The organism is Mannheimia sp. USDA-ARS-USMARC-1261 (assembly GCF_000521605.1).
GTDB lineage: Bacteria > Pseudomonadota > Gammaproteobacteria > Enterobacterales > Pasteurellaceae > Mannheimia > Mannheimia indoligenes.
This window is the reverse complement of record NZ_CP006942.1, coordinates 2,159,533-2,180,530: the sequence shown is the minus strand read 5'-3', so window position 1 is coordinate 2,180,530 and position 20,998 is coordinate 2,159,533. Positions and strand designations below refer to the sequence as shown.

25 protein-coding genes are annotated in these 20,998 nt (G+C 41.4%); 14 read left to right on the top strand and 11 right to left on the bottom strand.

Features of this window, described 5'->3' with window-relative positions; all coding sequences use genetic code 11:
• Positions 1–26: 26 nt before the first annotated feature.
• On the bottom strand, positions 27–1,673 hold the full coding sequence (locus tag X781_RS10575; RefSeq protein WP_025236839.1) for an ABC transporter substrate-binding protein: 1,647 nt from the start codon (positions 1,671–1,673) through the stop codon (positions 27–29).
• A gap of 224 nt (positions 1,674–1,897) precedes the next feature.
• On the opposite strand from X781_RS10575, the gene X781_RS10570 reads away from it, so the two are divergent.
• Together X781_RS10570 and X781_RS10565 are read left to right on the top strand one after the other, a co-directional pair.
• Positions 1,898–2,287: a type II toxin-antitoxin system RelE/ParE family toxin gene (locus tag X781_RS10570; RefSeq protein ID WP_025236838.1), complete on the top strand. Its 390-nt coding sequence runs from the start codon at positions 1,898–1,900 to the stop codon at positions 2,285–2,287.
• The gene (locus X781_RS10565) at positions 2,277–2,588 is read left to right on the top strand and encodes a helix-turn-helix domain-containing protein (protein WP_025236837.1); all 312 of its coding nucleotides are present in this window, start codon (positions 2,277–2,279) and stop codon (positions 2,586–2,588) included. The genes X781_RS10570 and X781_RS10565 overlap by 11 nt, the downstream gene beginning before the upstream one ends.
• Before the next feature lie 67 nt (positions 2,589–2,655).
• Here X781_RS10565 and X781_RS10560 read toward each other — a convergent pair whose 3' ends face one another.
• The 9 genes from X781_RS10560 to coaBC form a co-directional block, all read right to left on the bottom strand.
• Positions 2,656–3,417, bottom strand: a complete 762-nt coding sequence (locus X781_RS10560) for a biotin--[acetyl-CoA-carboxylase] ligase (RefSeq protein WP_025236836.1) — start codon at positions 3,415–3,417, stop codon at positions 2,656–2,658.
• Positions 3,418–3,428: 11 nt separating this feature from the next.
• Positions 3,429–4,460, bottom strand: coding sequence for a UDP-N-acetylmuramate dehydrogenase (gene murB / locus X781_RS10555; RefSeq protein ID WP_200865314.1), 1,032 nt, complete (start codon positions 4,458–4,460; stop codon positions 3,429–3,431).
• A gap of 103 nt (positions 4,461–4,563) precedes the next feature.
• Positions 4,564–5,238 (bottom strand): cAMP-activated global transcriptional regulator CRP, encoded by a 675-nt coding sequence (gene crp, locus X781_RS10550; protein WP_025236834.1) that lies wholly within the window; start codon positions 5,236–5,238, stop codon positions 4,564–4,566.
• A 62-nt stretch (positions 5,239–5,300) separates the two neighbouring features.
• Positions 5,301–5,519, bottom strand: a complete 219-nt coding sequence (locus tag X781_RS10545; protein ID WP_025236833.1) for a YheU family protein — start codon at positions 5,517–5,519, stop codon at positions 5,301–5,303.
• 2 nt (positions 5,520–5,521) lie between these two features.
• Complete coding sequence (gene slmA / locus X781_RS10540; RefSeq protein WP_025236832.1) at positions 5,522–6,127, bottom strand: nucleoid occlusion factor SlmA; 606 nt, start codon at positions 6,125–6,127, stop codon at positions 5,522–5,524.
• Between the two features lie 15 nt (positions 6,128–6,142).
• Positions 6,143–6,598 carry a dUTP diphosphatase gene (gene dut, locus X781_RS10535; RefSeq protein WP_025236831.1) on the bottom strand — a complete coding sequence of 152 codons (456 nt, stop codon included), beginning with the start codon at positions 6,596–6,598 and terminating at the stop codon, positions 6,143–6,145.
• 73 nt (positions 6,599–6,671) lie between these two features.
• Positions 6,672–7,694: a PDDEXK nuclease domain-containing protein gene (locus tag X781_RS10530; RefSeq protein WP_038644049.1), complete on the bottom strand. Its 1,023-nt coding sequence runs from the start codon at positions 7,692–7,694 to the stop codon at positions 6,672–6,674.
• Positions 7,695–7,746: 52 nt separating this feature from the next.
• A complete protein-coding gene (locus X781_RS10525; RefSeq protein ID WP_025236829.1) occupies positions 7,747–8,064 on the bottom strand; it encodes a hypothetical protein in 318 nt (105 codons plus the stop codon).
• On the bottom strand, positions 8,061–9,269 hold the full coding sequence (gene coaBC / locus X781_RS10520) for a bifunctional phosphopantothenoylcysteine decarboxylase/phosphopantothenate--cysteine ligase CoaBC (protein ID WP_025236828.1): 1,209 nt from the start codon (positions 9,267–9,269) through the stop codon (positions 8,061–8,063). The genes X781_RS10525 and coaBC overlap by 4 nt, the downstream gene beginning before the upstream one ends.
• Before the next feature lie 157 nt (positions 9,270–9,426).
• Here coaBC and radC point away from each other — a divergent pair, with 157 nt between their 5' ends.
• The 7 genes from radC (at position 9,427) to ddc (ending at position 14,819) form a co-directional block, all read left to right on the top strand.
• Positions 9,427–10,125: a RadC family protein gene (gene radC / locus X781_RS10515; protein ID WP_235068748.1), complete on the top strand. Its 699-nt coding sequence runs from the start codon at positions 9,427–9,429 to the stop codon at positions 10,123–10,125.
• 261 nt (positions 10,126–10,386) lie between these two features.
• Positions 10,387–10,623 carry a 50S ribosomal protein L28 gene (gene rpmB, locus X781_RS10510; protein ID WP_006251446.1) on the top strand — a complete coding sequence of 79 codons (237 nt, stop codon included), beginning with the start codon at positions 10,387–10,389 and terminating at the stop codon, positions 10,621–10,623.
• An 11-nt stretch (positions 10,624–10,634) separates the two neighbouring features.
• Complete coding sequence (gene rpmG / locus X781_RS10505) at positions 10,635–10,805, top strand: 50S ribosomal protein L33 (protein ID WP_005613503.1); 171 nt, start codon at positions 10,635–10,637, stop codon at positions 10,803–10,805.
• A gap of 310 nt (positions 10,806–11,115) precedes the next feature.
• Positions 11,116–12,480, top strand: a complete 1,365-nt coding sequence (locus tag X781_RS10500) for a diaminobutyrate--2-oxoglutarate transaminase (RefSeq protein WP_025236826.1) — start codon at positions 11,116–11,118, stop codon at positions 12,478–12,480.
• 152 nt (positions 12,481–12,632) lie between these two features.
• Positions 12,633–12,866, top strand: a complete 234-nt coding sequence (gene vapB, locus X781_RS10495) for a type II toxin-antitoxin system VapB family antitoxin (protein ID WP_025236825.1) — start codon at positions 12,633–12,635, stop codon at positions 12,864–12,866.
• A complete protein-coding gene (vapC, locus tag X781_RS10490) occupies positions 12,866–13,264 on the top strand; it encodes a type II toxin-antitoxin system tRNA(fMet)-specific endonuclease VapC (RefSeq protein ID WP_025236824.1) in 399 nt (132 codons plus the stop codon). The genes vapB and vapC overlap by 1 nt, the downstream gene beginning before the upstream one ends.
• Positions 13,265–13,283: 19 nt before the next feature.
• Complete coding sequence (gene ddc, locus X781_RS10485; protein ID WP_025236823.1) at positions 13,284–14,819, top strand: L-2,4-diaminobutyrate decarboxylase; 1,536 nt, start codon at positions 13,284–13,286, stop codon at positions 14,817–14,819.
• Between the two features lie 88 nt (positions 14,820–14,907).
• Here ddc and X781_RS10480 read toward each other — a convergent pair whose 3' ends face one another.
• Positions 14,908–15,480: an NAD(P)H-dependent oxidoreductase gene (locus X781_RS10480; RefSeq protein ID WP_025236822.1), complete on the bottom strand. Its 573-nt coding sequence runs from the start codon at positions 15,478–15,480 to the stop codon at positions 14,908–14,910.
• Positions 15,481–15,655: 175 nt separating this feature from the next.
• Between X781_RS10480 and napF the strand changes: the two genes are divergently transcribed.
• From napF to napH, 5 genes are all read left to right on the top strand, one after another.
• The gene (napF, locus tag X781_RS10475; RefSeq protein ID WP_025236821.1) at positions 15,656–16,189 is read left to right on the top strand and encodes a ferredoxin-type protein NapF; all 534 of its coding nucleotides are present in this window, start codon (positions 15,656–15,658) and stop codon (positions 16,187–16,189) included.
• Entirely contained in the window at positions 16,186–16,452 is a 267-nt protein-coding gene (locus X781_RS10470) for a chaperone NapD (RefSeq protein WP_025236820.1), read from the top strand. Before napF ends, X781_RS10470 begins: the two co-directional genes overlap by 4 nt.
• 34 nt (positions 16,453–16,486) lie before the next feature.
• Positions 16,487–18,985: a nitrate reductase catalytic subunit NapA gene (gene napA / locus X781_RS10465; RefSeq protein ID WP_025236819.1), complete on the top strand. Its 2,499-nt coding sequence runs from the start codon at positions 16,487–16,489 to the stop codon at positions 18,983–18,985.
• 203 nt (positions 18,986–19,188) lie between these two features.
• Positions 19,189–20,094 (top strand): ferredoxin-type protein NapG, encoded by a 906-nt coding sequence (gene napG, locus X781_RS10460; protein ID WP_025236818.1) that lies wholly within the window; start codon positions 19,189–19,191, stop codon positions 20,092–20,094.
• A complete protein-coding gene (gene napH / locus X781_RS10455; RefSeq protein WP_025236817.1) occupies positions 20,094–20,972 on the top strand; it encodes a quinol dehydrogenase ferredoxin subunit NapH in 879 nt (292 codons plus the stop codon). The genes napG and napH overlap by 1 nt, the downstream gene beginning before the upstream one ends.
• Positions 20,973–20,998 lie beyond the last annotated feature (26 nt).

Here is a 20,998-nt window from a genome sequence, read left to right as displayed (position 1 = left end):
GTGGCTTTTGTTTATCTCTGATTTCATTAATCTACAATCTTCACAGGATATAAGTAAGTATATCCGAATGGGCTTTGTTTGTAGCCTTCAACACGTTTGCTGGTTGGGGCAAAGTTAATTGAGTGAGCTACGTTAATCCAAGGTGCTTGCTCTCTTAAAATCACTTGAGCCTGTTCGTATAACTTAGTACGTTCTGCTTTATCAGATGAGCCTAATGCTTTTTCCAATAACGCATCTAACTCTGGATTGCTAAAGCGTGCATAGTTGCTGTTCCCCACGTTTGGCGTGCCGAACAGTGGAGATAGGAAGTTATCCGGATCGCCATTATCACCAGACCAACCGTAAGTCCCCGCAGTTAATTCACCTGCTTTGGTACGTTTGATGTAATCGCCCCATTCGTAGGTTACTAAATTTGCTTTCACACCGATTTTCGCCCAGTCCGCTTGAATAATTTCTGACATACGGCGTGGGTTCGGGTTAGAAGCACGCACTACAGGCTGCACCCATAAATCGGTTTCAAAACCGTTCGGGAAGCCCGCTTCCGCTAATAATTGTTTCGCTTTTTCGATGTTGTATTCAGACTCAGGTAAGCTGTCGTTATATCCCCAGATCGTTGGCGGAAGAGGGTTTTTTGCCGCAAAACCATTGCCTTGGTAAACCACATCAATAATTGCTTTTTTATCTACCGCTAAATTCAATGCTTGGCGAACTTTCACGTTATCAAACGGAGCTTTTTCAGTGTTGAACGCCACATAAGCAATGTTTAAACCCGGTTGAGATAATAAATTCACCTTCGGATCGGTTTTCATTTTCTCAATGTCGGTAGCATTCGGGAAGTCCATTAAATCACATTGACCAGCCTGTAATTTCGCATAACGAGCGGTTGCGTCCGGCACAATCTCAAAAATCAAGCGGTCGATATGCGGCTTACCTTTCCAATACTCTTTGTTTGCCACATAACGGCTTGCTTGGTCTAACACATAGCCACTAAATACAAACGGACCTGTGCCGATTGGTGTGGTATCTACTGCTTCAGGCGTGCCGGCTTTCATCATTTTATCCGCATATTCCGCAGAATAAATCGAAGTGAAATCCATACCAAGACTCGATAAGAACGAGGCATCACGTTTGGTTAAGGTAATACGCACCGTGCTGTCGTCCACTTTCTCTACCGATTTTAATAACGTTGGGAATTTCATCGCATTGAAGTACGGATAAGTCCCTTTAGAAACCGTGTGATATGGGTGATTTTTGTCTAGCTGACGGTTGAATGAGAACACCACGTCATCTGCGTTGAAGTTACGGCTTGGGGTGAAATCTTTATTTGAATGGAATTTCACACCTTGACGTAATTTGAAGGTGTAAGTTAAACCATCTTCGCTGATTTCCCAGCTTTCAGCCAACGCAGGTTCAATATCCGTTGTGCCCGGCACAAATTCCACTAAGCGGTTATAAATTTGTTGCGAGCTGGCGTTATAAGATAAACCGTCCATCATTAAAATAGGGCTAAAGCCAGTTGGCGAACGGCTCACACAGTTTACAAAAGTTTTCTCTACAGCCGGTTTTGCTGCTACAGTCGTAGTTGCTTTGTTTTCGCTTTTATCATCACAAGCGGCTAATGCTAAAGCTGCAAATACGCCTGCACTTACTTTCGTTAAAGTTGAAAATTTCATATTTTTCTCCGTTATCTTAGAGCTAACCGACAAAGAGTACCTTTTCTTATATTGAGAGTAAAGAACAAAAGGTGTGTTGTTATAACTAATAATTCTAAAGAGAGAAGATGCCAATAACTGTTTTTGCGATCTGCATCGAAAAATAGAAATAAGTTAATTGTACTTGTTAAAGATTTTCTGCATTATTAAATTAGATTGAAATATCATTCTAAAGATGACAATATATGCAAAAAATATTTAAGACAAAAGCTTTTGAAAAATTTGCGAGAAAAGCTCAAATTAGTGATGAAATATTGCTGGAGGCTATATATCGAGCAAATCAAGGACTTATTGATGCTGATTTAGGGCATTTCATTATTAAGCAACGAATAGCCACCAACGGGCGTGGACGTTCAGGTAGCTATAGAATGATTATTTTTTATCAAATAAATAATCGCAGTTATTTTGTTGCAGGTTTTGCGAAAAATCAGCAAGAAAATTTGTCTGCTGCTGAATTTATAGCGTTGAAAGCCTTATCAAAAATATATCAACAATTAACAGATGATGAACTAAACTTATTGCTACAAAATAATAAGCTGATTGAAATCAAACAGGAAATATCAGATGACGAATAAAAGTAATATATTAGAAATGCTGCACGATAATGCAAGTGATCTACACGAGGTAGGTATTATTCCTAAAAAAACAATGAGAAGTTTTGATAAATTATGCTTAACGCCGATTAAACCTCTTGCACCTGAAGAAATTCGACAAATTAGGGAGAGAGAAGCCTTTTCTCAGAGTGTTTTTGCTCATTATTTAAATGTAAGCAAAAATCTGGTTTCAGATTGGGAAAGAGGGATCAAAAAGCCGAGTGGTGCAGCATTAAAGCTACTTACGATTGTTCAAAATAAAGGGATTATAGCAATTCTTTGAATTGCAAGCGGTCATATTTCTCCTATTTTTTGCAAAAAATATGGAAAATTTAACCGCTTGTAAGAAGCTAATCTGCCCGAAGCGACATTTCTCCAATACCGAAATATTGAATGGTTTCGCCTTGTCGGAGGATTAACTCGCCTTGTTCGTTAATGCCGAGTGAGGTGCCGTGAATTTCGCTGGTTTCTGTTACTAATTTCACCGGTTTATTGTAGAAAATATCGAATTTTTGCCAGCGTTCAGCGTAGTGAGAGAAGCCGACAAGCGGGTAAATTTTGAGATTTTTTTGCAACTCAAAGGCTAAATGGCAGACTAGTTTGTTGCGGTCGAAATGATATTGTGATAAATCCGCCCACGCTTGGGTAACAATGGTTTCGTCCACTTTTGTCATACCCAAATTTAAACCAATGCCAATCACTAAATTTAAGCTATTGCGAGTGGCTTGGCTTTCCAGCAAAATACCACCCATTTTTTTACCTTTATAGTAAATATCATTTGGCCATTTGATTTGAATATCATCCACATTTTGTGCACAGAGGCTTTCGGCAATAATTAACGCTACTACAAGGCTAAGTGATGGCAGATTTGCTGCTTCTTCATTTGGATAATGCCATAAAATGGAAAAATAGAGATTTTCGCTTTCCGGCGAATACCACGTTCGCCCACGTCTACCACGCCCGGCAGTCTGTTTTTCGGCAAGGCAGATTGAGCCATTTTCTAATGTTTGATGATGAGTGAGTAAATACTCGTTGGTTGAACCAATTTCATCAAATACAATGGCTTGTCCACAGAGTAGTGCTTCTTGAATTTGGGCTTGGTTGAGCTTCATTCTTACCTCTCTTAGCGAGTGATTTGCTCGCTATCCACTTCGCCATTTTTGCTAATAAAACGTACTTCAGGCTGGATTTCCACCCCAAATTTTTCACGCACACGTTGGCGAACAGTTTTTGCCAATTCCGCAACGTCTTTTCCTGTGGCATTTCCTTTGTTGATTAAGACTAAGGCTTGCTGAGTATGCACCGCTGCACCGCCAATTTGTAAGCCTTTTAAGCCTGCTTGGTCAATTAACCAACCTGCAGCTAGTTTGATTGAGCCATCGGGCTGTAGATAGCTTGGAATAGTTGGGAATTTTGCTTGTACATCTGCAAATTGCTCAGGTGAAATAATCGGGTTTTTAAAGAAACTGCCTGCGTTACCAAATTCATCCGGGTTCGGTAGTTTTGAGGAGCGAACGGCACAAACTTCATCAAAAATTTGTTGGGGCGTAACGGTTTGCGGATCAAATTGAGTAAGAGAACCGTAAGTCAGTACAGGCTGCCACGCTTTAGCAAATTTTAAACCAACGGAAATAATCGCAAATTCATCACGATATTGGTGTTTAAATACACTTTCACGGTAGCCAAAGCCGCATTCTTCTTTTGAAAGCGTAAAGCGTTCGCCTGTGCGTAAATTTATCACTTCGACAAAATCACACACTTGCTCAAACTCTACGCCATAAGCTCCGATGTTTTGAATTGGGGCAGAGCCTACCACACCGGGAATTAACGCAAGATTTTCAATGCCTGCAATGTTACGTGCTAATGTCCACTTCACTAATTCGTGCCAATTTTCCCCACCTTGAACGTGCAAGTAGTGGAATTGTTCATCTTCACGGTGTTCAATCCCTTTTAGTTTATTAACTAAGACTACACCGTCAAAATCTTCTAAAAACAAGACGTTAGAACCTTGCCCTAGAATTAAAATCGGCATTTGAGCATTAAAAGCTTTTTGCCATTCTGTGAGTAGTTGTTCAACGCTGGTAAATTCAATAATTTGTGTGGCGTTTGCAGGCAAGTGGAACGTGTGAAAAGAGCTTAAACTGTGTTTCATCATTATTAGGTTACGTTAAGAAGTGGGAATTACAAGCGGTAATATTTTTATCAAATTTTGCAATTGAGATTTGAGGCAGGCACAGGACCCACCTCTACATTTAGTATTACCTTGCTCCGAATACGACAATGGTTTTGCCGTGTGCAGAAATTAAACCTTCGTCTTCCAGCATTTTCATAATGCGTCCAACAGTTTCACGCGAGCAGCCGACCATTTGCCCGATTTCTTGACGAGTGATTTTGATCTGCATACCCTGCGGATGGGTCATAGCATCAGGCATTTTCGCTAAGTTTAGCAAGGTTTGAGCAATACGTCCTGCAACATCTAAGAAGGCAAGATTGCCGACTTGGCGTGAAGTTTGACGTAAACGGCGAGCCATCTGTGCCGACAAATACATCAAAATATCAGGGTTTAAATGCACAAGTTGTTTGAATTTTTTATAGGAAATTTCCGCAATTTCGCACGCTCCTTTAGTTCGAACATAAGCGGTGCGTTGTTGCACTTTTTCTTCAAACAGACTTAATTCGCCTACAAATTCACCCGTACCTAAGTTGGTTAAAAGCATCTCTTTGGTTTCATCATCTTTAATGTAAACCGATACCGAACCATTAACAATATAAAAAAGTGATTGAGCATCTTCTCCTGCGTGGATTAGTGTATATTTTGCAGGGTAACGATGGATATGACAATGCGTTAAAAACCACTCAACCGCAGGATCGTGAATCGAGGGCGGAGGTGTTACATTTTCAAGTGGTGCTGTTGAGAGCGTCATATCTTGCATAGTATTTCCTATAACTCTTTATACTAGGTTAAATTTTCGAGATTCTAGCACGAAATTAACTATTAGCCTAAGAAAGATTTTTTGTCTTTAATATCAAGGCTTTCGTGCAATTCAGACCAAACGATGACTACTTTATCTGCCTTTAGTTGGGCGAGTAAGCGTGCTCTTTTTTCTTCCAAAGAAAGCTCGATTTCACCGTAGTCTGTGCCTTCTCGTAAAATGAAAGAATCCAGCACATTATGCAATGTGGATTCTTCTAAGTCTTGCCAAGGTATAATCATAATCAATCAAATAAAGGCTTGATAAATGCCCACTGTTTTTCAAAATGTTGATGCTGGTTATAGCTGAAATTTGAGCGAACCAGACGTAAAAATTGCCCTTCGCAGAAATTTACCAAATAACCTGCCAACGCTCTTTCATCTTCAAAGGATTTACGTTCACGCAGCTTGCTGAGTTGCAAGATATTGGAAAATTGTAATTCCAAATTATCAAAGAATTTGGCGACACGAACTTTCAGAATATCATCTTCAAACATTAAGGCGTGCCCTGTCAGAATACGGGTTACGCCAGGATTTTTACGAGCAAATTCCAAAATAGTGTAAAGAATGGCACGTACTGAATTTGCACTGCTATCTTGGCGTTTATTGGCGTGAATGTAGCTGGTTAGCGTTTGCTCGATTTTCTCGATAAGTGCTTCAAACATTTTTGTTTTGCTTGGAAAATAGCGATACAACGCTCCTTCCGATACGCCCACCGCCGCAGCTAAACGCTCGGTTGTAACACGCTGCATACCATCTTCAGAATTTAACAAACCGATTAACACTTCCAGTACCTGCTGGCGACGTTCCACTACCGATTTTTTCGGCATTTTAATTTTAGGTTCTATCATTGCTCACCCTACTACTTACTGCTTGCCGGAGTGCCCGAAACCACCTTCACCACGTTCAGTTTGCTCAAAATCTTGCACGACATTGAAATTTGCCTGAACTACTGGGACGAAAACAAGCTGAGCGATACGGTCGCCCACATTCACGGTAAAATCGTCTTGGCTTCTGTTCCAAAGTGAAACCATTAGCGGACCTTGATAGTCGCTATCAATCAAGCCAACTAAGTTGCCTAACACGATCCCGTTTTTATGCCCTAAGCCCGATCTGGGTAAGATCACCGCAGCTAAGTTTGGATCGGCAATATAAATTGAAATTCCTGTTGGGATCAAAACCGTTTCGCCTGCTTTAACCGTAAGCGGTTCATTAATTAACGCTCGTAAATCCAAGCCTGCCGAGCCTTCTGTTGCATAAGCCGGAAGTGGAAATTCCGTGCCGATACGGCTGTCTAAAATTTTTAAATCGATCTGTTTCATTGTTTGTCCTTTTGTAAATTTTTTATCTTTTTTGACCGCTTGCAAGCGGTCGATTTCAACGATTTTTTACCACTTAATCGCTGGTGTGTTGCTGTTCAAAAATATATTTTTGCTGTTCTATTTCCGCCACCAATTCCGCCTCGCTTGGTAAATAATGCACATATTTGCTGGCAAACAGTTGCGGATTTTGGTTCAACACCGAGTATTTCGCCACCACGCTGTCATTTTCAGTGCAGAGCAGCAAACCGATGGTTGGGTTATCGCTTGGCTGGCGGTGTAAATCGTCATACATTCGCACATACATATCCAACTGCCCAATGTCTTGATGAGTCAGTTTATCGGTTTTCAGCTCGACAATCACAAAACATTTTAAGATGTAATTGTAAAACACCAAATCCACGAAAAAATCCGACAGTTCAGTGCGAATATGTTGCTGGCGTGCTACGAAAGCAAAACCTTTGCCGAGTTCCAACATAAATTGCTGTAAATTATCAATTAACGCTTTTTCCAACTCTGCTTCACTATATGCCATTGAAGTCGGCAAATTCAGAAATTCCAACACGGTCGGGCTTTTGATGAAATCTGCCGCCTGCAAGGTTGCCGTTTTTTCTTTCATCTCCTGCTCAACCAAGCCTTTGTCTTGGCTTGCCAACAGGCGGTCGTAGTAGAGCGTGGAGATATTCCGATCGAGTGTACGAACCGACCAACCATTCTCCGCCGATTCGGTTAAATAGTAGTGACGAGCCTGTGGATTGCTGACTTTTAAGACCCGTTGGAAATGTGTCCAAGTCAATTTGGAAATCACTGATTTCCAAATGTTGAGATCGGTAAATTCAATATAAAATTGGCGGAAATTGCGTAGGTTGCGTTCGGTAAATCCTTTACCAAATTCCGCTGTTAATTCTGCCGAGAGATTTTTAATGATCTCCTTGCCATACTCCGCACGGCTCTGCCCGTTTTGTTCTTCTTGTACAATTTGCTCACCGATTTTCCAATAGGCTTCAACCATTGCGGAATTGACCGCTTGGTACGCCTTTTGGCGAGCTTGGCTTAAAATCTGTTTGATCTCTTGAATGTAGTGGTTGGAAGCTAACATTCTCACTCCTGGCTTTTATAAGCGGTTATTTTTTCTGATTATTGATAAACAGCTATATGTTTGATATTAAAATATCACAGGGCAACCAGCCAACGTCTTTATCTCGCTCTACTATTGCCCAGCCGTAACAGAGTTCTATCAGATTAACGATTTCGTCCTTTTTTACGGCTAATTCCGTTGGGTTGTAATCGCAAAGCAATTTACCTTGTGCAACAAAATGACGAGGCACATAGGTAGTGTAACCGGCAATTTCGCAACTAAACCAGTTGGGATAACGGTCGCATTCTTTCCCAAGATGTATTTTACTTCCTTGTTTAAAAAGCGGGAATGCTCCTTCGCCTTTATGATCTACAGTTATTTTTAACTTCATTTAGATTTTTCGTGATAACGTTCTACTATTTCGTGTACTAAATTTTCCGCCAGCTTATTTTTATCCGCTAGCGGTAATTTTTTCTCTCCGTTTTTCCAGAACAAATGAAGCGAGTTTTGATCCTGCCCGAACACTTGCCCACCTGAAACATCATTCGCACAAATCATATCGAGGTTTTTGCGTTGCAGTTTTGATTTGGCATATTCCGCCACATTTTGTGTTTCTGCTGCAAAACCAACCACAAATGGGCGATTTTCTGCAAGATTGGCGACATTAGCGATAATATCGGGGTTTTTGACTAGTTTGAGTGTGAGTTCATCACTGTCATCGGTTTTCTTGATTTTTTGGTTGGAAACTTCCGCCATTCGATAATCTGCCACCGCCGCACAGCCGATGAAAATTGCAGATTTTTGAGCAAATTTGACCGCTTGCTGTTCCATTTCTAAAGCGGATTGCACATCAATGCGTTCAACATTATCGGGTGTCGGTAAATTCACCGGTCCACTAATCAGCGTTACGTTCGCCCCACGTTCGGCAAAGGCTTTGGCTATGGAGTAGCCCATTTTGCCGGAGCTATGATTGCTGATATAACGTACAGGGTCGATAGCTTCGCGAGTCGGACCTGCGGTAATAGTTACGTTCAAGCCTTGTAAATCTTGATTTTGGGCGAAGTGAGCCAGCACGGCTTGGTAGATTTCTTCGGGTTCAGACATACGCCCGGCTCCTACATCACCACAGGCTTGGAAGCCACTGTTAGGACCGATAAATTGCATCCCACGAAAGATGAGCGTAGTGATATTCTCTTGCACCGCCAGTTGTTTATACATTTGTTGATTCATTGCAGGAGCAAGCAGTATAGGGCTTGCAGTCGCAAGGCAAATGGTGGAGAGTAAATCATTTCCCATTCCCACTCGCAGCCGAGCGATAAAATCAGCACTTGCAGGGGCAATTACCACTAAATCCGCCCATTTCGCTAATTCAATATGCCCCATTGCCAGCTCGGCTTGAGGGTCGAGAAGGGAAGTAGAAACGGCATTACCTGAAATTGCCTGTAAGGTTAAAGGCGTTACAAAAGCCTCTGCAGCAGGGGTTAAGACTACTCGTACTTCCGCATTTGCCTTTTTTAAGTGGCGGATAAATTCAATGGTTTTGTAAGCGGCAATTCCGCCTGTAATGCCCACTAAAATTTTTTTATTTTGTAACATCCTAATTTCCTTTGACTTGGATTTTTTGCCTATTTTAACGGAATAAGTAATTGCTCACAACAAAACTATTTTTGCGATCTGGCTCGAAAAATTGAATAAATCCTTTTGTCTGTAAAGGTTGGCTCTTTTATGCTTAACGAAATTGATGGAGGAAAAAATGAACGATTTTTTTGATGAAGATTCTCAAGAGCCAACTATAATGCCACGTGAAAAATTATTAACGCACGGAGCAGCCGCTTTAACAGATGCGGAATTATTAGCAATTTTCTTACGGACAGGTACAAAAGATGTCCCTGTAATGACATTGGCAGAAAGCGTATTAATGGTGTTTGGTTCATTGCGTCAATTACTCAATGCCGATATTGATGAATTTTGTAAAATTTATGGATTAGGTAAAACGAAATATATTCAGTTACAAGCCTCTAAAGAGATGACTAAACGCTATTTGGCTCAACAAATGGAATTTAGTGAGATGATTCAAGCCCCTTATATGGCAATAATGTATTTTCAAACGGAATTGGAGGAAGAAGAGCGTGAAGTGTTTATGGTATTGTTTTTGGATAATCAAAATCGTTTGATTTATAAAGAAAAGATGTTTTTTGGTACGATAAACCAAACAGCGGTTCACCCGCGAGAAATTATTAAAAGAGCCTTGAAATATAATGCAGCAGCAATTATTGTTGCACATAATCACCCTTCTGGTTCTTGTTTACCTAGCGAGTCGGATAGAAGTTTAACGAAAAAGATAGAAATGGCGTGTGAGCTGGTGGATATTCGTTTTGTGGATCATATTATTGTGGGTAAAGGGGATTATTTTTCGTTCGAGGAAGAAAAGTTAGATATTCAAACTCATTAAGTTTTTGCAAAATTTTGTTACAAAATTACCGCTTGTTTTGTTCGAACTTGAACATTTTTTCTGAATATAGTAAAAAGATACGCATATAAATTCTGCTTGAATATAACAAATGAAGACTGTATAATCCGCAGTCTTTATTACATAGACTGTGGTCGGGTTAATGCCTGACGAGGCAATCAAAATCGGAGGGGTTGGTTGAGCAACGCCTTTTGTGAGATAGCCCGAACCATTTTTAAGCTTAAAATTATTGGAGAAATTCAAATGTCAAGAGTTTGCCAAGTAACCGGCAAGCGTCCAGCAGTTGGTAACAACCGCTCACACGCAATGAACGCGACTAAACGTCGTTTCTTACCAAACCTTCACACTCACCGTTTCTGGGTTGAGAGCGAAAACCGTTTCGTAACTTTACGCTTAACAGCGAAAGGTATGCGTATTATTGATAAAAAAGGCATTGATGCAGTATTAGCTGAAATCCGTGCTCGTGGCGAAAAAATCTAAGGAGCTAACAAATGGCAGCTAAAGGTGCTCGTGAGAAAATCCGTTTAGTTTCTACAGCAGAAACAGGTCATTTCTACACAACAGATAAAAACAAACGTAATATGCCTGAGAAAATGGAAATCAAAAAATTTGATCCAGTTGTGCGTAAACACGTTATCTACAAAGAAGCAAAAATCAAATAATTTTGCTTTGAGATTTAAAACCCAGCGAATGCTGGGTTTTTTACTTTTAGAGAAAAATACCTTCCCTTTTCAGAAAAAAACGGTATTATTACGCCTCTTAAATGTAGCCCTACATTTTAAGTCTGTTTCCAACCTATCCCATCCTTTCTTTCGGGTATATAGGGTAAAAACAAAAAAGCTGAAACGCTTTTTTTAATAAGTAGCGAGTCAAATGCCCCAAGGCACCGAGTCTTTCAGGATTCGAGAGCTTAGGCTTCCTCCGCAAGGCACCCGACTTATTTTTTTCACCTCTTTTAGAAGGTTTATTTCAATGACAATTAAAACTCCTATTCAAGCCGTTCTGGCTTCAAATCAGTACTTTTTAGATCGCCAAGATGCAATGGAATCAAATGTGCGTAGTTACCCACGTAAATTGCCGTTTGCTTACCAAAAAGCACTGGGTGTTTGGGTAACCGATGTTGAAGGCAATGAATACCTCGATTTTTTAGCAGGTGCAGGAACGCTTGCATTAGGGCATAACCACCCTAAATTAATCCAAGCGATTAAAGATGTTTTAGACAGTGGTTTACCTTTACACTCTTTAGATATTACTACACCATTAAAAGATGCTTTCACGGAAGAATTACTTTCATTTTTCCCGAAAGATCAATATATCCTGCAATTCACCGGTCCAACAGGAGCTGATGCTAACGAAGCGGCAATCAAATTAGCAAAAACTTACACCGGTCGTGGCAACGTGATTGCTTTCTCTGGTGGCTTCCACGGTATGACACACGGTGCATTATCTTTAACCGGTAATTTAAGTGCGAAAAATGCAGTGCAAGGCTTAATGCCGGGCGTACAATTTATGCCGTATCCGCACGAATACCGCTGCCCGTTTGGTATTGGCGGTGAAGCAGGTGCAAAAGCAGTTGAGCACTATTTTGAAAACTTCATCGAAGATGTTGAAAGTGGTGTGGTAAAACCGGCAGCCGTAATTCTTGAAGCTATTCAAGGTGAAGGTGGAGTAGTGCCTGCTCCAATCAGCTTCTTACAAAAAGTACGTGAAGTAACGAAAAAACACGGCATTTTAATGATTGTGGACGAAGTTCAAGCCGGTTTCTGCCGTTCAGGTAAAATGTTCGCCTTTGAACACGCAGGCATTGAGCCGGATATCGTGGTGATGTCAAAAGCGATTGGCGGTAGCTTGCCATTAGCGGTATTAGCGATCAAAAAAGAGTTTGATGCGTGGCAGCCGGCAGGGCACACGGGAACATTCCGTGGTAACCAATTAGCGATGGCGACCGGTTATGTATCGTTAAAAATTATGCGTGAAGAAAACCTTGCTCAAAATGCGAAAGAGCGAGGCGAATACTTAACCCAAGCCTTACGTGAATTAAGCCAAGAATTCCCTTGTATCGGTAATGTACGTGGCAAAGGTTTAATGATGGGGATCGACATTGTGGATGAACGCCAGCCAAAAGATGCAACTGGTGCTTACCCACGTGATTGTGATTTAGCGGTAGCGATTCAAAAATACTGTTTCAAAAACCGTCTATTACTAGAACGTGGCGGACGTGGTGGTAATGTGGTACGTATTTTATGTGCTGTGAATATTACCCAAGCAGAATGTGAAGAGTTTATCAAACGCTTCAAACAATCTGTAGCCGAAGCTGTGAAAGCGGTACGTGGTTAATTTGTGATAGGAGAAGCGGTTGGATTTTACAAAAAATTTGCGAAATGTAACCGCTTGTCAATAGCGAAAGGTGGGACTATCCCACCTTTTTACTATTGAATCTCGTTAAATTGGGATATACTGTTGCCATATACCTTTGAAAGGAGAGCAATATGATTGAAGCGTCCATTTTTATGACTAACCGTAGCCAAGCTGTACGATTACCTGCAGAGGTTCGCTTTGAGAGTGATGTAAAAAAAATCGCTGTGAGAGTAGTAGGTAACGAGCGAATTTTATCGCCAATAAATCAGAGCTGGGATAGTTTTTTCCTAAGTAATAATACTGTCAGCGATGATTTTATGGCAGAGAGAGAAATTACACTACAGCCTGAACGTGAGGATTTCTAATGTTGAAATATATGCTAGATACCAACATCGTTATTTACATCATTAAGCGGCGTCCTATTGAAGTCTTACATCGATTTAATCAAAATGCGGGCAGAATGTGTGTTAGTAGTATTACCGCAGCCGAACTTTATTATGGTGCTGAAAAAAGCGAATTTCCTACACGAAATCTGGCGGTGATTGAAGACTTCCTCTCTCGTTTAACTATTTTAGATTATCAACTTAAAAGTGCGGCACATTTCGGAAATATCAAAGCCAATCTTGCTAAACAGGGTAAATTGATTGGTGAAAACGATATTCATATTGCTGCCCACGCTCGTAGTGAAGGTTTGATTGTTGTAACTAACAATTTAAAAGAATTTGAACGTGTCGAAGGGCTACGTTTAGAAAATTGGATTTAACCCCAAAGGAAGAAATACGATGTTAAATTTAGAAAAACACAGACAATCGCTATTTTGTAGCGATCCACAATCCATTGCAGATTATGAAACCGCAATGAACAATGCGGTGCAAGCGGTATCAAATTGGTTAAAAAATGAAAAAATGTACACCGGCGGTTCGATCAAGCAAATGCGAGCCTTGATTGACGGCTTCAAGCCTACTAAAGAGGGCGTGGGGGTGCAAAAATCCCTTGAGCATTTAGTGGAGATTTTCCTCAACCCAAGCCTTAAAGTTCACCATCCACACTCTTTGGCTCACTTACATTGCCCGACAATGGTTACCAGCCAAATTGCTGAAGTGTTGATTAATGCGACGAACCAATCAATGGACTCTTGGGATCAAAGCCCGGCTGGGTCGATTATGGAAGAGCATTTAATTGACTGGTTACGCCAAAAAGTCGGCTATGGCGAAGGTACTGCTGGAGTGTTTACTTCTGGCGGTACGCAGTCGAATTTAATGGGCGTGTTACTTGCTCGTGATTGGGCGATTGCGAACCGTTGGAAAAACGAAGACGGCTCTGAATGGTCGGTACAAGTGAACGGGATTCCTGCCGAAGCAATGAAAAACGTGAAAGTGGTTTGCTCGGAGAATGCCCACTTCTCGGTACAGAAAAATATGGCGATGATGGGAATGGGCTTCCAATCGGTAGTAACTGTTCCATCAAATACCAATGCTCAAATGGATTTAGAGGCGTTAGCCAAAACCTTAGCCGCCTTGAAAGCTGATGGCAAAATCGTGGCTTGCATCGTGGCGACCGCAGGTACAACCGATGCCGGTGCGATTGATGACTTGAAAGCGATCCGCAAATTGGCGGACGAATACCAAGCGTGGTTACACGTTGATGCCGCTTGGGGCGGAGCGTTATTATTATCGAAAGATTTCCGTCATTTCTTAGACGGCATCGAATTAACAGACTCAATCACGCTCGATTTCCACAAGCATTTCTTCCAATCGATTTCGTGTGGGGCATTCTTGTTAAAAGATCAAGCGAACTATCGCTTTATTGATTACAAAGCAGATTACCTCAACTCAGAATATGATGAAGAACACGGTGTGCCTAACTTGGTGGCGAAATCATTGCAAACTACCCGCCGTTTTGATGCGTTGAAATTGTGGTTTACAGTAGAGGCGTTGGGCGAAGATCTTTATGCCTCAATGATTGACCACGGTGTGTATTTATCCAAAGAGGTTGAGGCTTACATCACCGCAACCGAAGGCTTGGAAATGCTAGTGCCGGCACAATTTGCCTCGGTGCTGTTCCGTGTTGTGCCGAAAGGCTATCCGGCAGAATTTGTGGATACATTGAACCAAAACGTGGCTGATGAGCTGTTTGCTCGTGGTGAGGCGAATATTGGCGTAACCAAAGTCGGCAATAATCAATCGTTAAAAATGACGACCTTAAGCCCGATTGCCACCCTCGAGAACGTGAAAGCGTTGTTAGGTCAGGTGTTGGCAGAGGCAGATCGCATTAAAGATTCCATTGTGAACGGCACTTACGTTCCGCCGATTGATTAAACAATTGGCAAAATTTCTTTGAAATTCGACCGCTTGTAAGGCTCAAATCAGCCTGCAAGCGGTCAATTTTTTAGATTTTTTTACTAATTTATTTTAATATTTCTTCGCAAGATTTTGTAACTTTTTGCAAAATCGCTGCGTAATTTGTACTTTTTAAGCCAATTTCACCGAAAAAGTGCATTTTTACATATTCAATGCCGCAGAATTCAAATAACCCTTTCCCCAAAGTGTGTTCAAAGGCAGCCAGAAAGCCTTTTCTTTCATATTTTTCATTCGGATTGCCAAGCGTAACAAATTGTTGCATTTTCTTGTCTGTAAGCAAGCCGATGCTTTCAATGTCGCCGTTACGATAGGCAAAGTCATAACTTAAAACCCGATCTAAATAGCCTTTTAAAATTGCCGGAAAACCCATCCACCAAAGCGGATAAATCAAGGTGATAACATCCGCCTCTCGCCAATATTGGTGCTCTTTTGCTAAATCTTCGGCGTATTGATGCGAAATGCTTTGGCGAAATTCCTGCCAACTTAAATTAGGTTGAAAATTAAACTGATAGAGATCTCGCACTATCACATTATTTGGTGAGGCTTCAACCGCTTTTTCTAAAATTGCGTGGTTAAAACTGTTCGGGTTTGGATGAGCGTAGATAATGAGATGTTTCATTATTTTTACCTTTTTATCTTTTGCGTAGTTGGTAGATGAGCTCAATGAAAATTTATTTGATGGAAATCAATTTTTTGGTGAATACTTAAGCAAATACCCCATTTGAGGAATGAACGATAACCAATGAACATTGGATAATTTAACCTATGATAATGGCATTAAAAATGGTGTTTTCTTGACCAATAGTCCTAATCAATCACTTCCTCGCCGTAGCTTTTTACAAGGGCAATTTTTGGATTCACTAAAAAGTGAAAAAGTCAGCCGGCAAGGTTATGAACCAATTCGTCCACCGTGGGCTAATTTAGCAAATTTTTTAGAAAAATGCACCGCTTGTGATAACTGCATTAAGGCTTGTGAAACAAACATTATTATAAAAGGGGCGGGCGGTTATCCTGAAATTGATTTTAGTAAAGGCGAGTGCACGTTTTGTGAAAAGTGTGTGCAATCTTGCGAAGCCGATGTTTTCCGAGTTGTTTCGGAGCAGGCTTGGAGCCATAAAATTGAAATTCAAGACAGTTGCTTATTGAAACTAGGAACAGAATGCCGAAGTTGTGGCGACAGTTGTGAAATGCGAGTGATCCGCTTCCGCCCAAGTTTAGGCGGTATTGCTCAAATGGTATTAAATTTAGAAAGCTGTAACGGTTGTGGGGCTTGTTTGAGTATTTGTCCGACAAGTGCCATCCATATTCAACAAGTAAATGAAGTATGAGTGAAAAATTATCTGAAAACGAAAACTGGTATGTTTGTAGTTTAGTGGTACAAGCAAAGCCGGAAAAATTGGAAGACGTTAAAGCCGAGATTCTGAATATTCCGTATACCGAAATTCACGGGGAAAAACCGGAAGAAGGCAAATTAGTCGTAACGATCGAAAGCGATGTGCATTTAGCCCTTTCAGATCGTATCGATCAAGTAAGAGATATTAAAGGTGTGATTGTGGTCTCTTTAATCTCAAACTATATCGATGAACAGTAACAAGTTATTTTTGAAGCAAACGTGGGACAGTATTATGGAACTCAATCGTAGAGATTTTATGAAAGCAAATGCAGCGGTAGCTGCAGCTGCTGCGGCAGGGATTATGATTCCTGTGAAAAACGTTCAAGCTGATGATAGCGGTATTCGTTGGGATAAAGCCCCTTGCCGTTATTGCGGTACAGGTTGTAGTGTACTTGTGGGTACAAAAGATGGCAAAGTGGTTGCGACACAAGGCGACCCGGATGCAGAAGTAAATCGCGGTTTAAACTGTATTAAAGGTTATTTCTTATCAAAAATGATGTACGGTGCAGACCGTATGCAAGAACCTATGCTTCGTATGAAAGACGGTAAATTTGATAAGAACGGCGATTTCACGCCGGTTTCTTGGGAACAAGCATTTACGGTAATGGCAGATAAAATCAAAGCTACTATTAAAAGTGATGGTCCGAATGCAGTAGGTATGTTCTCATCAGGTCAAACAACCATTTTCGAAGGTTACGCAAAAGTTAAACTTTGGAAAGGTGGTTTCCGTTCTAATACGATTGACCCGAACGCACGCCACTGTATGGCATCAGCTGCAGTTGCCTTTATGCGTACTTTCGGTATGGATGAACCGATGGGTTGCTATAACGATATTGAAAAAACCGATGCGTTTGTGCTTTGGGGTTCAAATATGGCGGAAATGCACCCGATTTTATGGAGCCGTTTATCAGATCGTCGCTTATCAAATGACAACGTGCGTGTAGTAGTGATGTCTACTTACGAGCATCGTTCATTTGAGTTAGCAGATACGCCGATTATCTTTAAACCACACTCAGACTTAGCAATTTTAAACTACATCGCTAACTATATTATCCAAAACGATAAAGTAAATTGGGATTTCGTAAATAAACACACTAAATTCAAACGTGGTGAAACCAATATCGGTTATGGTTTACGTCCTGAACATAAATTACAGCAAAATACTAACGCTAAAACGGCGGGCAAAATGTATGACAGCGATTTTGAAGAATTTAAGAAAATCGTTGCACCCTATACATTAGATGAAGCTCACCGTATTTCGGGTGTGCCGAAAGAGCAGTTACAAGCCTTAGCGGAAATGTATGCTGATCCAAACAGAAAAATTGTTTCATTCTGGACAATGGGTTTCAACCAGCACACTCGTGGTGTATGGGTAAACCATATGATGTATAACGTACACTTATTAACAGGCAAGATTGCATTAGAAGGTTGCGGACCATTCTCTTTAACCGGTCAGCCATCTGCTTGTGGTACAGCTCGTGAAGTAGGTACATTTATCCATCGTTTACCGGCAGATATGGTGGTAACAAACCCTAAACATCGTGAAATTGTTGAGAAAGCGTGGAAATTGCCGGCAGGTGCAATTCCGGATGTGCCGGGCTATCACGCTACTGCACAAAGCCGTGCATTAAAAGATGGCAAAATGAAATTCTTATGGCAGATGTGTACGAACAATATGCAGGGTGGTCCAAATATCAACGAAGAGATCTTCCCGGGCTGGCGTAATCCTGAAACCTTTATTGTGGTTTCAGATCCGTACCCATCAGTTTCAGCCGTTGCGGCAGACCTAATTCTTCCAACCTGTATGTGGGTAGAAAAAGAAGGTGCTTACGGTAATGCAGAACGCCGCACCCAATTCTGGCGTCAGCAAGTGAAAGGACCGGCAAATGCACGTTCTGATACTTGGCAACTTGTAGAATTCTCTAAATATTTCAAAGTAGAAGAAGTATGGCCGGAAGAGTTACTTGCTAAAGCCCCTGAATTACGTGGCAAAACGTTATACGAAATCCTTTACACCAACGGTAAAGTAGATAGCTACCAAGTGCCAACCAATATTCCGGGCTATATGAACGATGAAGCAGATCACTTCGGTTACTACATTCAAAAAGGGCTATTTGAAGAGTATGCTCAATTTGGACGCGGACACGGACACGACTTGGCAGACTTCGAGACGTACCATAAAGTACGTGGTTTACGTTGGCCTGTAGTGAAAGACGAAAAAACAGGCGAATACAAAGAAACCTTATGGCGTTACCGTGAAGGCTATGACCCGTATGTAAAAGCAGGCGAAGGCGTGAACTTCTATGGTCAGCCGGATGGTAAAGCGATTATTTTAGGTGTGCCTTATGAAGCTCCTGCGGAAGCACCGGATGAAGAATACGATTTATGGTTCTGTACCGGTCGTGTGCTTGAACACTGGCACACAGGCACAATGACCCGTCGTGTTCCAGAACTTCACAAAGCATTCCCAACCAATCTTGTGTGGATGCACCCGGAAGATGCGAAAAAACGTGGTTTACGTCATGGCGACAAGGTAAAAGTGATTTCTCGTCGTGGTGAGTATGTATCGAACTTAGATACGCGTGGTCGTAATAAATGTCCACAAGGGTTAATTTACTCAACCTTCTTCGATGCAGGTCAGTTAATTAACAAAGTAACCCTTGATGCAACAGACCCAATTTCATTTGAGACCGACTTCAAAAAATGTGCGGTTAAAGTGGTTAAGGCTTAATGTGAATGGGCGAATTCTTTCGCCCGACATTATACCCCGTAGGGGCAAATTATTATTTGTCCATCACAAGCGGTTAAATTTTCATAAAAATTTGCAAAATTTCAAGTTTAGCGTAGGGGCTAATTGCAATTAGCCCCTACAGAAATCGTCAAATTTGCAAAAAATTGTCGAAAACCAACCGCTTGAATTAAGAGGAACCCTCAATGAAAATGGATCCAAATCGCCGTCAGTTCTTAAAAAATGTTACCCGCACCGCAGCAGGTGTGTGTGGTGTTGGGGTGATTTTAGGGCTGCAACAACAGCAAAGTTTTGCTCGTCAAGGTGTAGCATTACGTCCACCGGGAGCATTGGCAGAGCAAGATTTCTTAAGTGCTTGTACCCGTTGTGGGCAGTGTGTTCAGGCGTGTCCTTACGATATGCTGCATTTAGCGTCATTAATTTCTCCTGTGGAAGCCGGCACACCATATTTCATTGCTCGTGATAAACCGTGCGAAATGTGTGTCGATATTCCGTGTATGAAGGCGTGTCCGACCGGAGCTTTGAGCGAAGAGCTTAAAGATATTGATGATGCAAGAATGGGATTAGCCGTATTGCTAGACCACGAAACTTGCTTGAACTGGCAAGGTTTGCGTTGTGATGTGTGCTATCGAGTTTGTCCTTTAATTGATAAAGCGATTACACTTGAAAAAATACATAACGACAGAACCTCCATCCACGCAAAATTAATTCCAACCGTGCATTCGGATGCTTGCACAGGTTGTGGCAAATGTGAACAGGCTTGCGTATTAGAAGAAGCGGCTATTAAAGTATTACCGATGGATTTAGCGAAAGGATTACTTGGTCGTCATTACCGTTTAGGCTGGCAAGAAAAACAAAATGCGGGTAAATCTTTGATTGAAGATGTACACCCGGACGGTTTACGCCCAGCTTACGATGCGAGAATGCCGGAAGGTTTACACGAGCCGGTTTATCAACATATGGAAGTTAAGCCGGGTGCAAGAGTTGCAACGCCAAGCCGTGCAACTCAGGATTATGTGCCAAATTCAACGACGGTTGAAGCACCTGAGCATTTCCCTGACTTAGACTTAAATCTGAAGGGGGTGAAATAATGGCAGCAAATTCACCAAGAGATGCCGGCTTAGAAGCTCGTCAGAAATTAGGTTGGTGGCACGCTTATCGGTTCTTGATTTTAAGACGATTAACTCAGCTTGGCATTATTTTAATGTTTATGAGTGGTCCGCTTTGGAATTTTTGGATTTTAAAAGGTAACTACAGTGGCAGTTTATTGCTCGATACCGTACCGATGACAGATCCGCTAATGACCGCACAAGTGCTGGCAACAGGATATCAACCTGAATGGACGGTGCTGATTGGGGCATTAATTATTGTTGTATTCTATGCGATTGTCGGTAGCAAACTGTTTTGTAGCTGGGTTTGTCCGATGAATATGGTAACTGATGCAGCTGCTTGGCTAAGACGTAAATTAGGGATTCGCCAAAGTGCAAAATTACCACGCGGTTTACGCTATATCATTTTAGCCGTGATTTTAATCGGTAGTGCGATTTCCGGCACGCTATTATGGGAGTGGATTAACCCTGTAGCAGCATTAGGTCGAGTATTTGTGTTTGGTTTAGGAGCAACACTTTGGTTGGTGTTAGTGGTGTTCTTATTCGACTTATTAGTGGTTGAACACGGCTGGTGTGGACACCTTTGCCCGATTGGTGCAACTTATGCGTTGATTGGGGCAAAAAGCCTGATGAAGGTTAAGGTACTTGATCGTAATCGTTGTGATAATTGTATGGATTGTTACAACGTCTGCCCTGAGCCACAAGTACTTCGTGTGCCGTTACACGGTAAACCGGAAGATAGCACGGTTATTTTATCGAAAGATTGCATTACCTGCGGACGTTGTATTGACGTTTGTGCCGAAAAAGTTTTTGCCTTTGGAACACGTTTTCAAGGCAGTATTGATGTAAAGAATATTTAAATTTTAGCCTTGTTTGAAAACAAGCA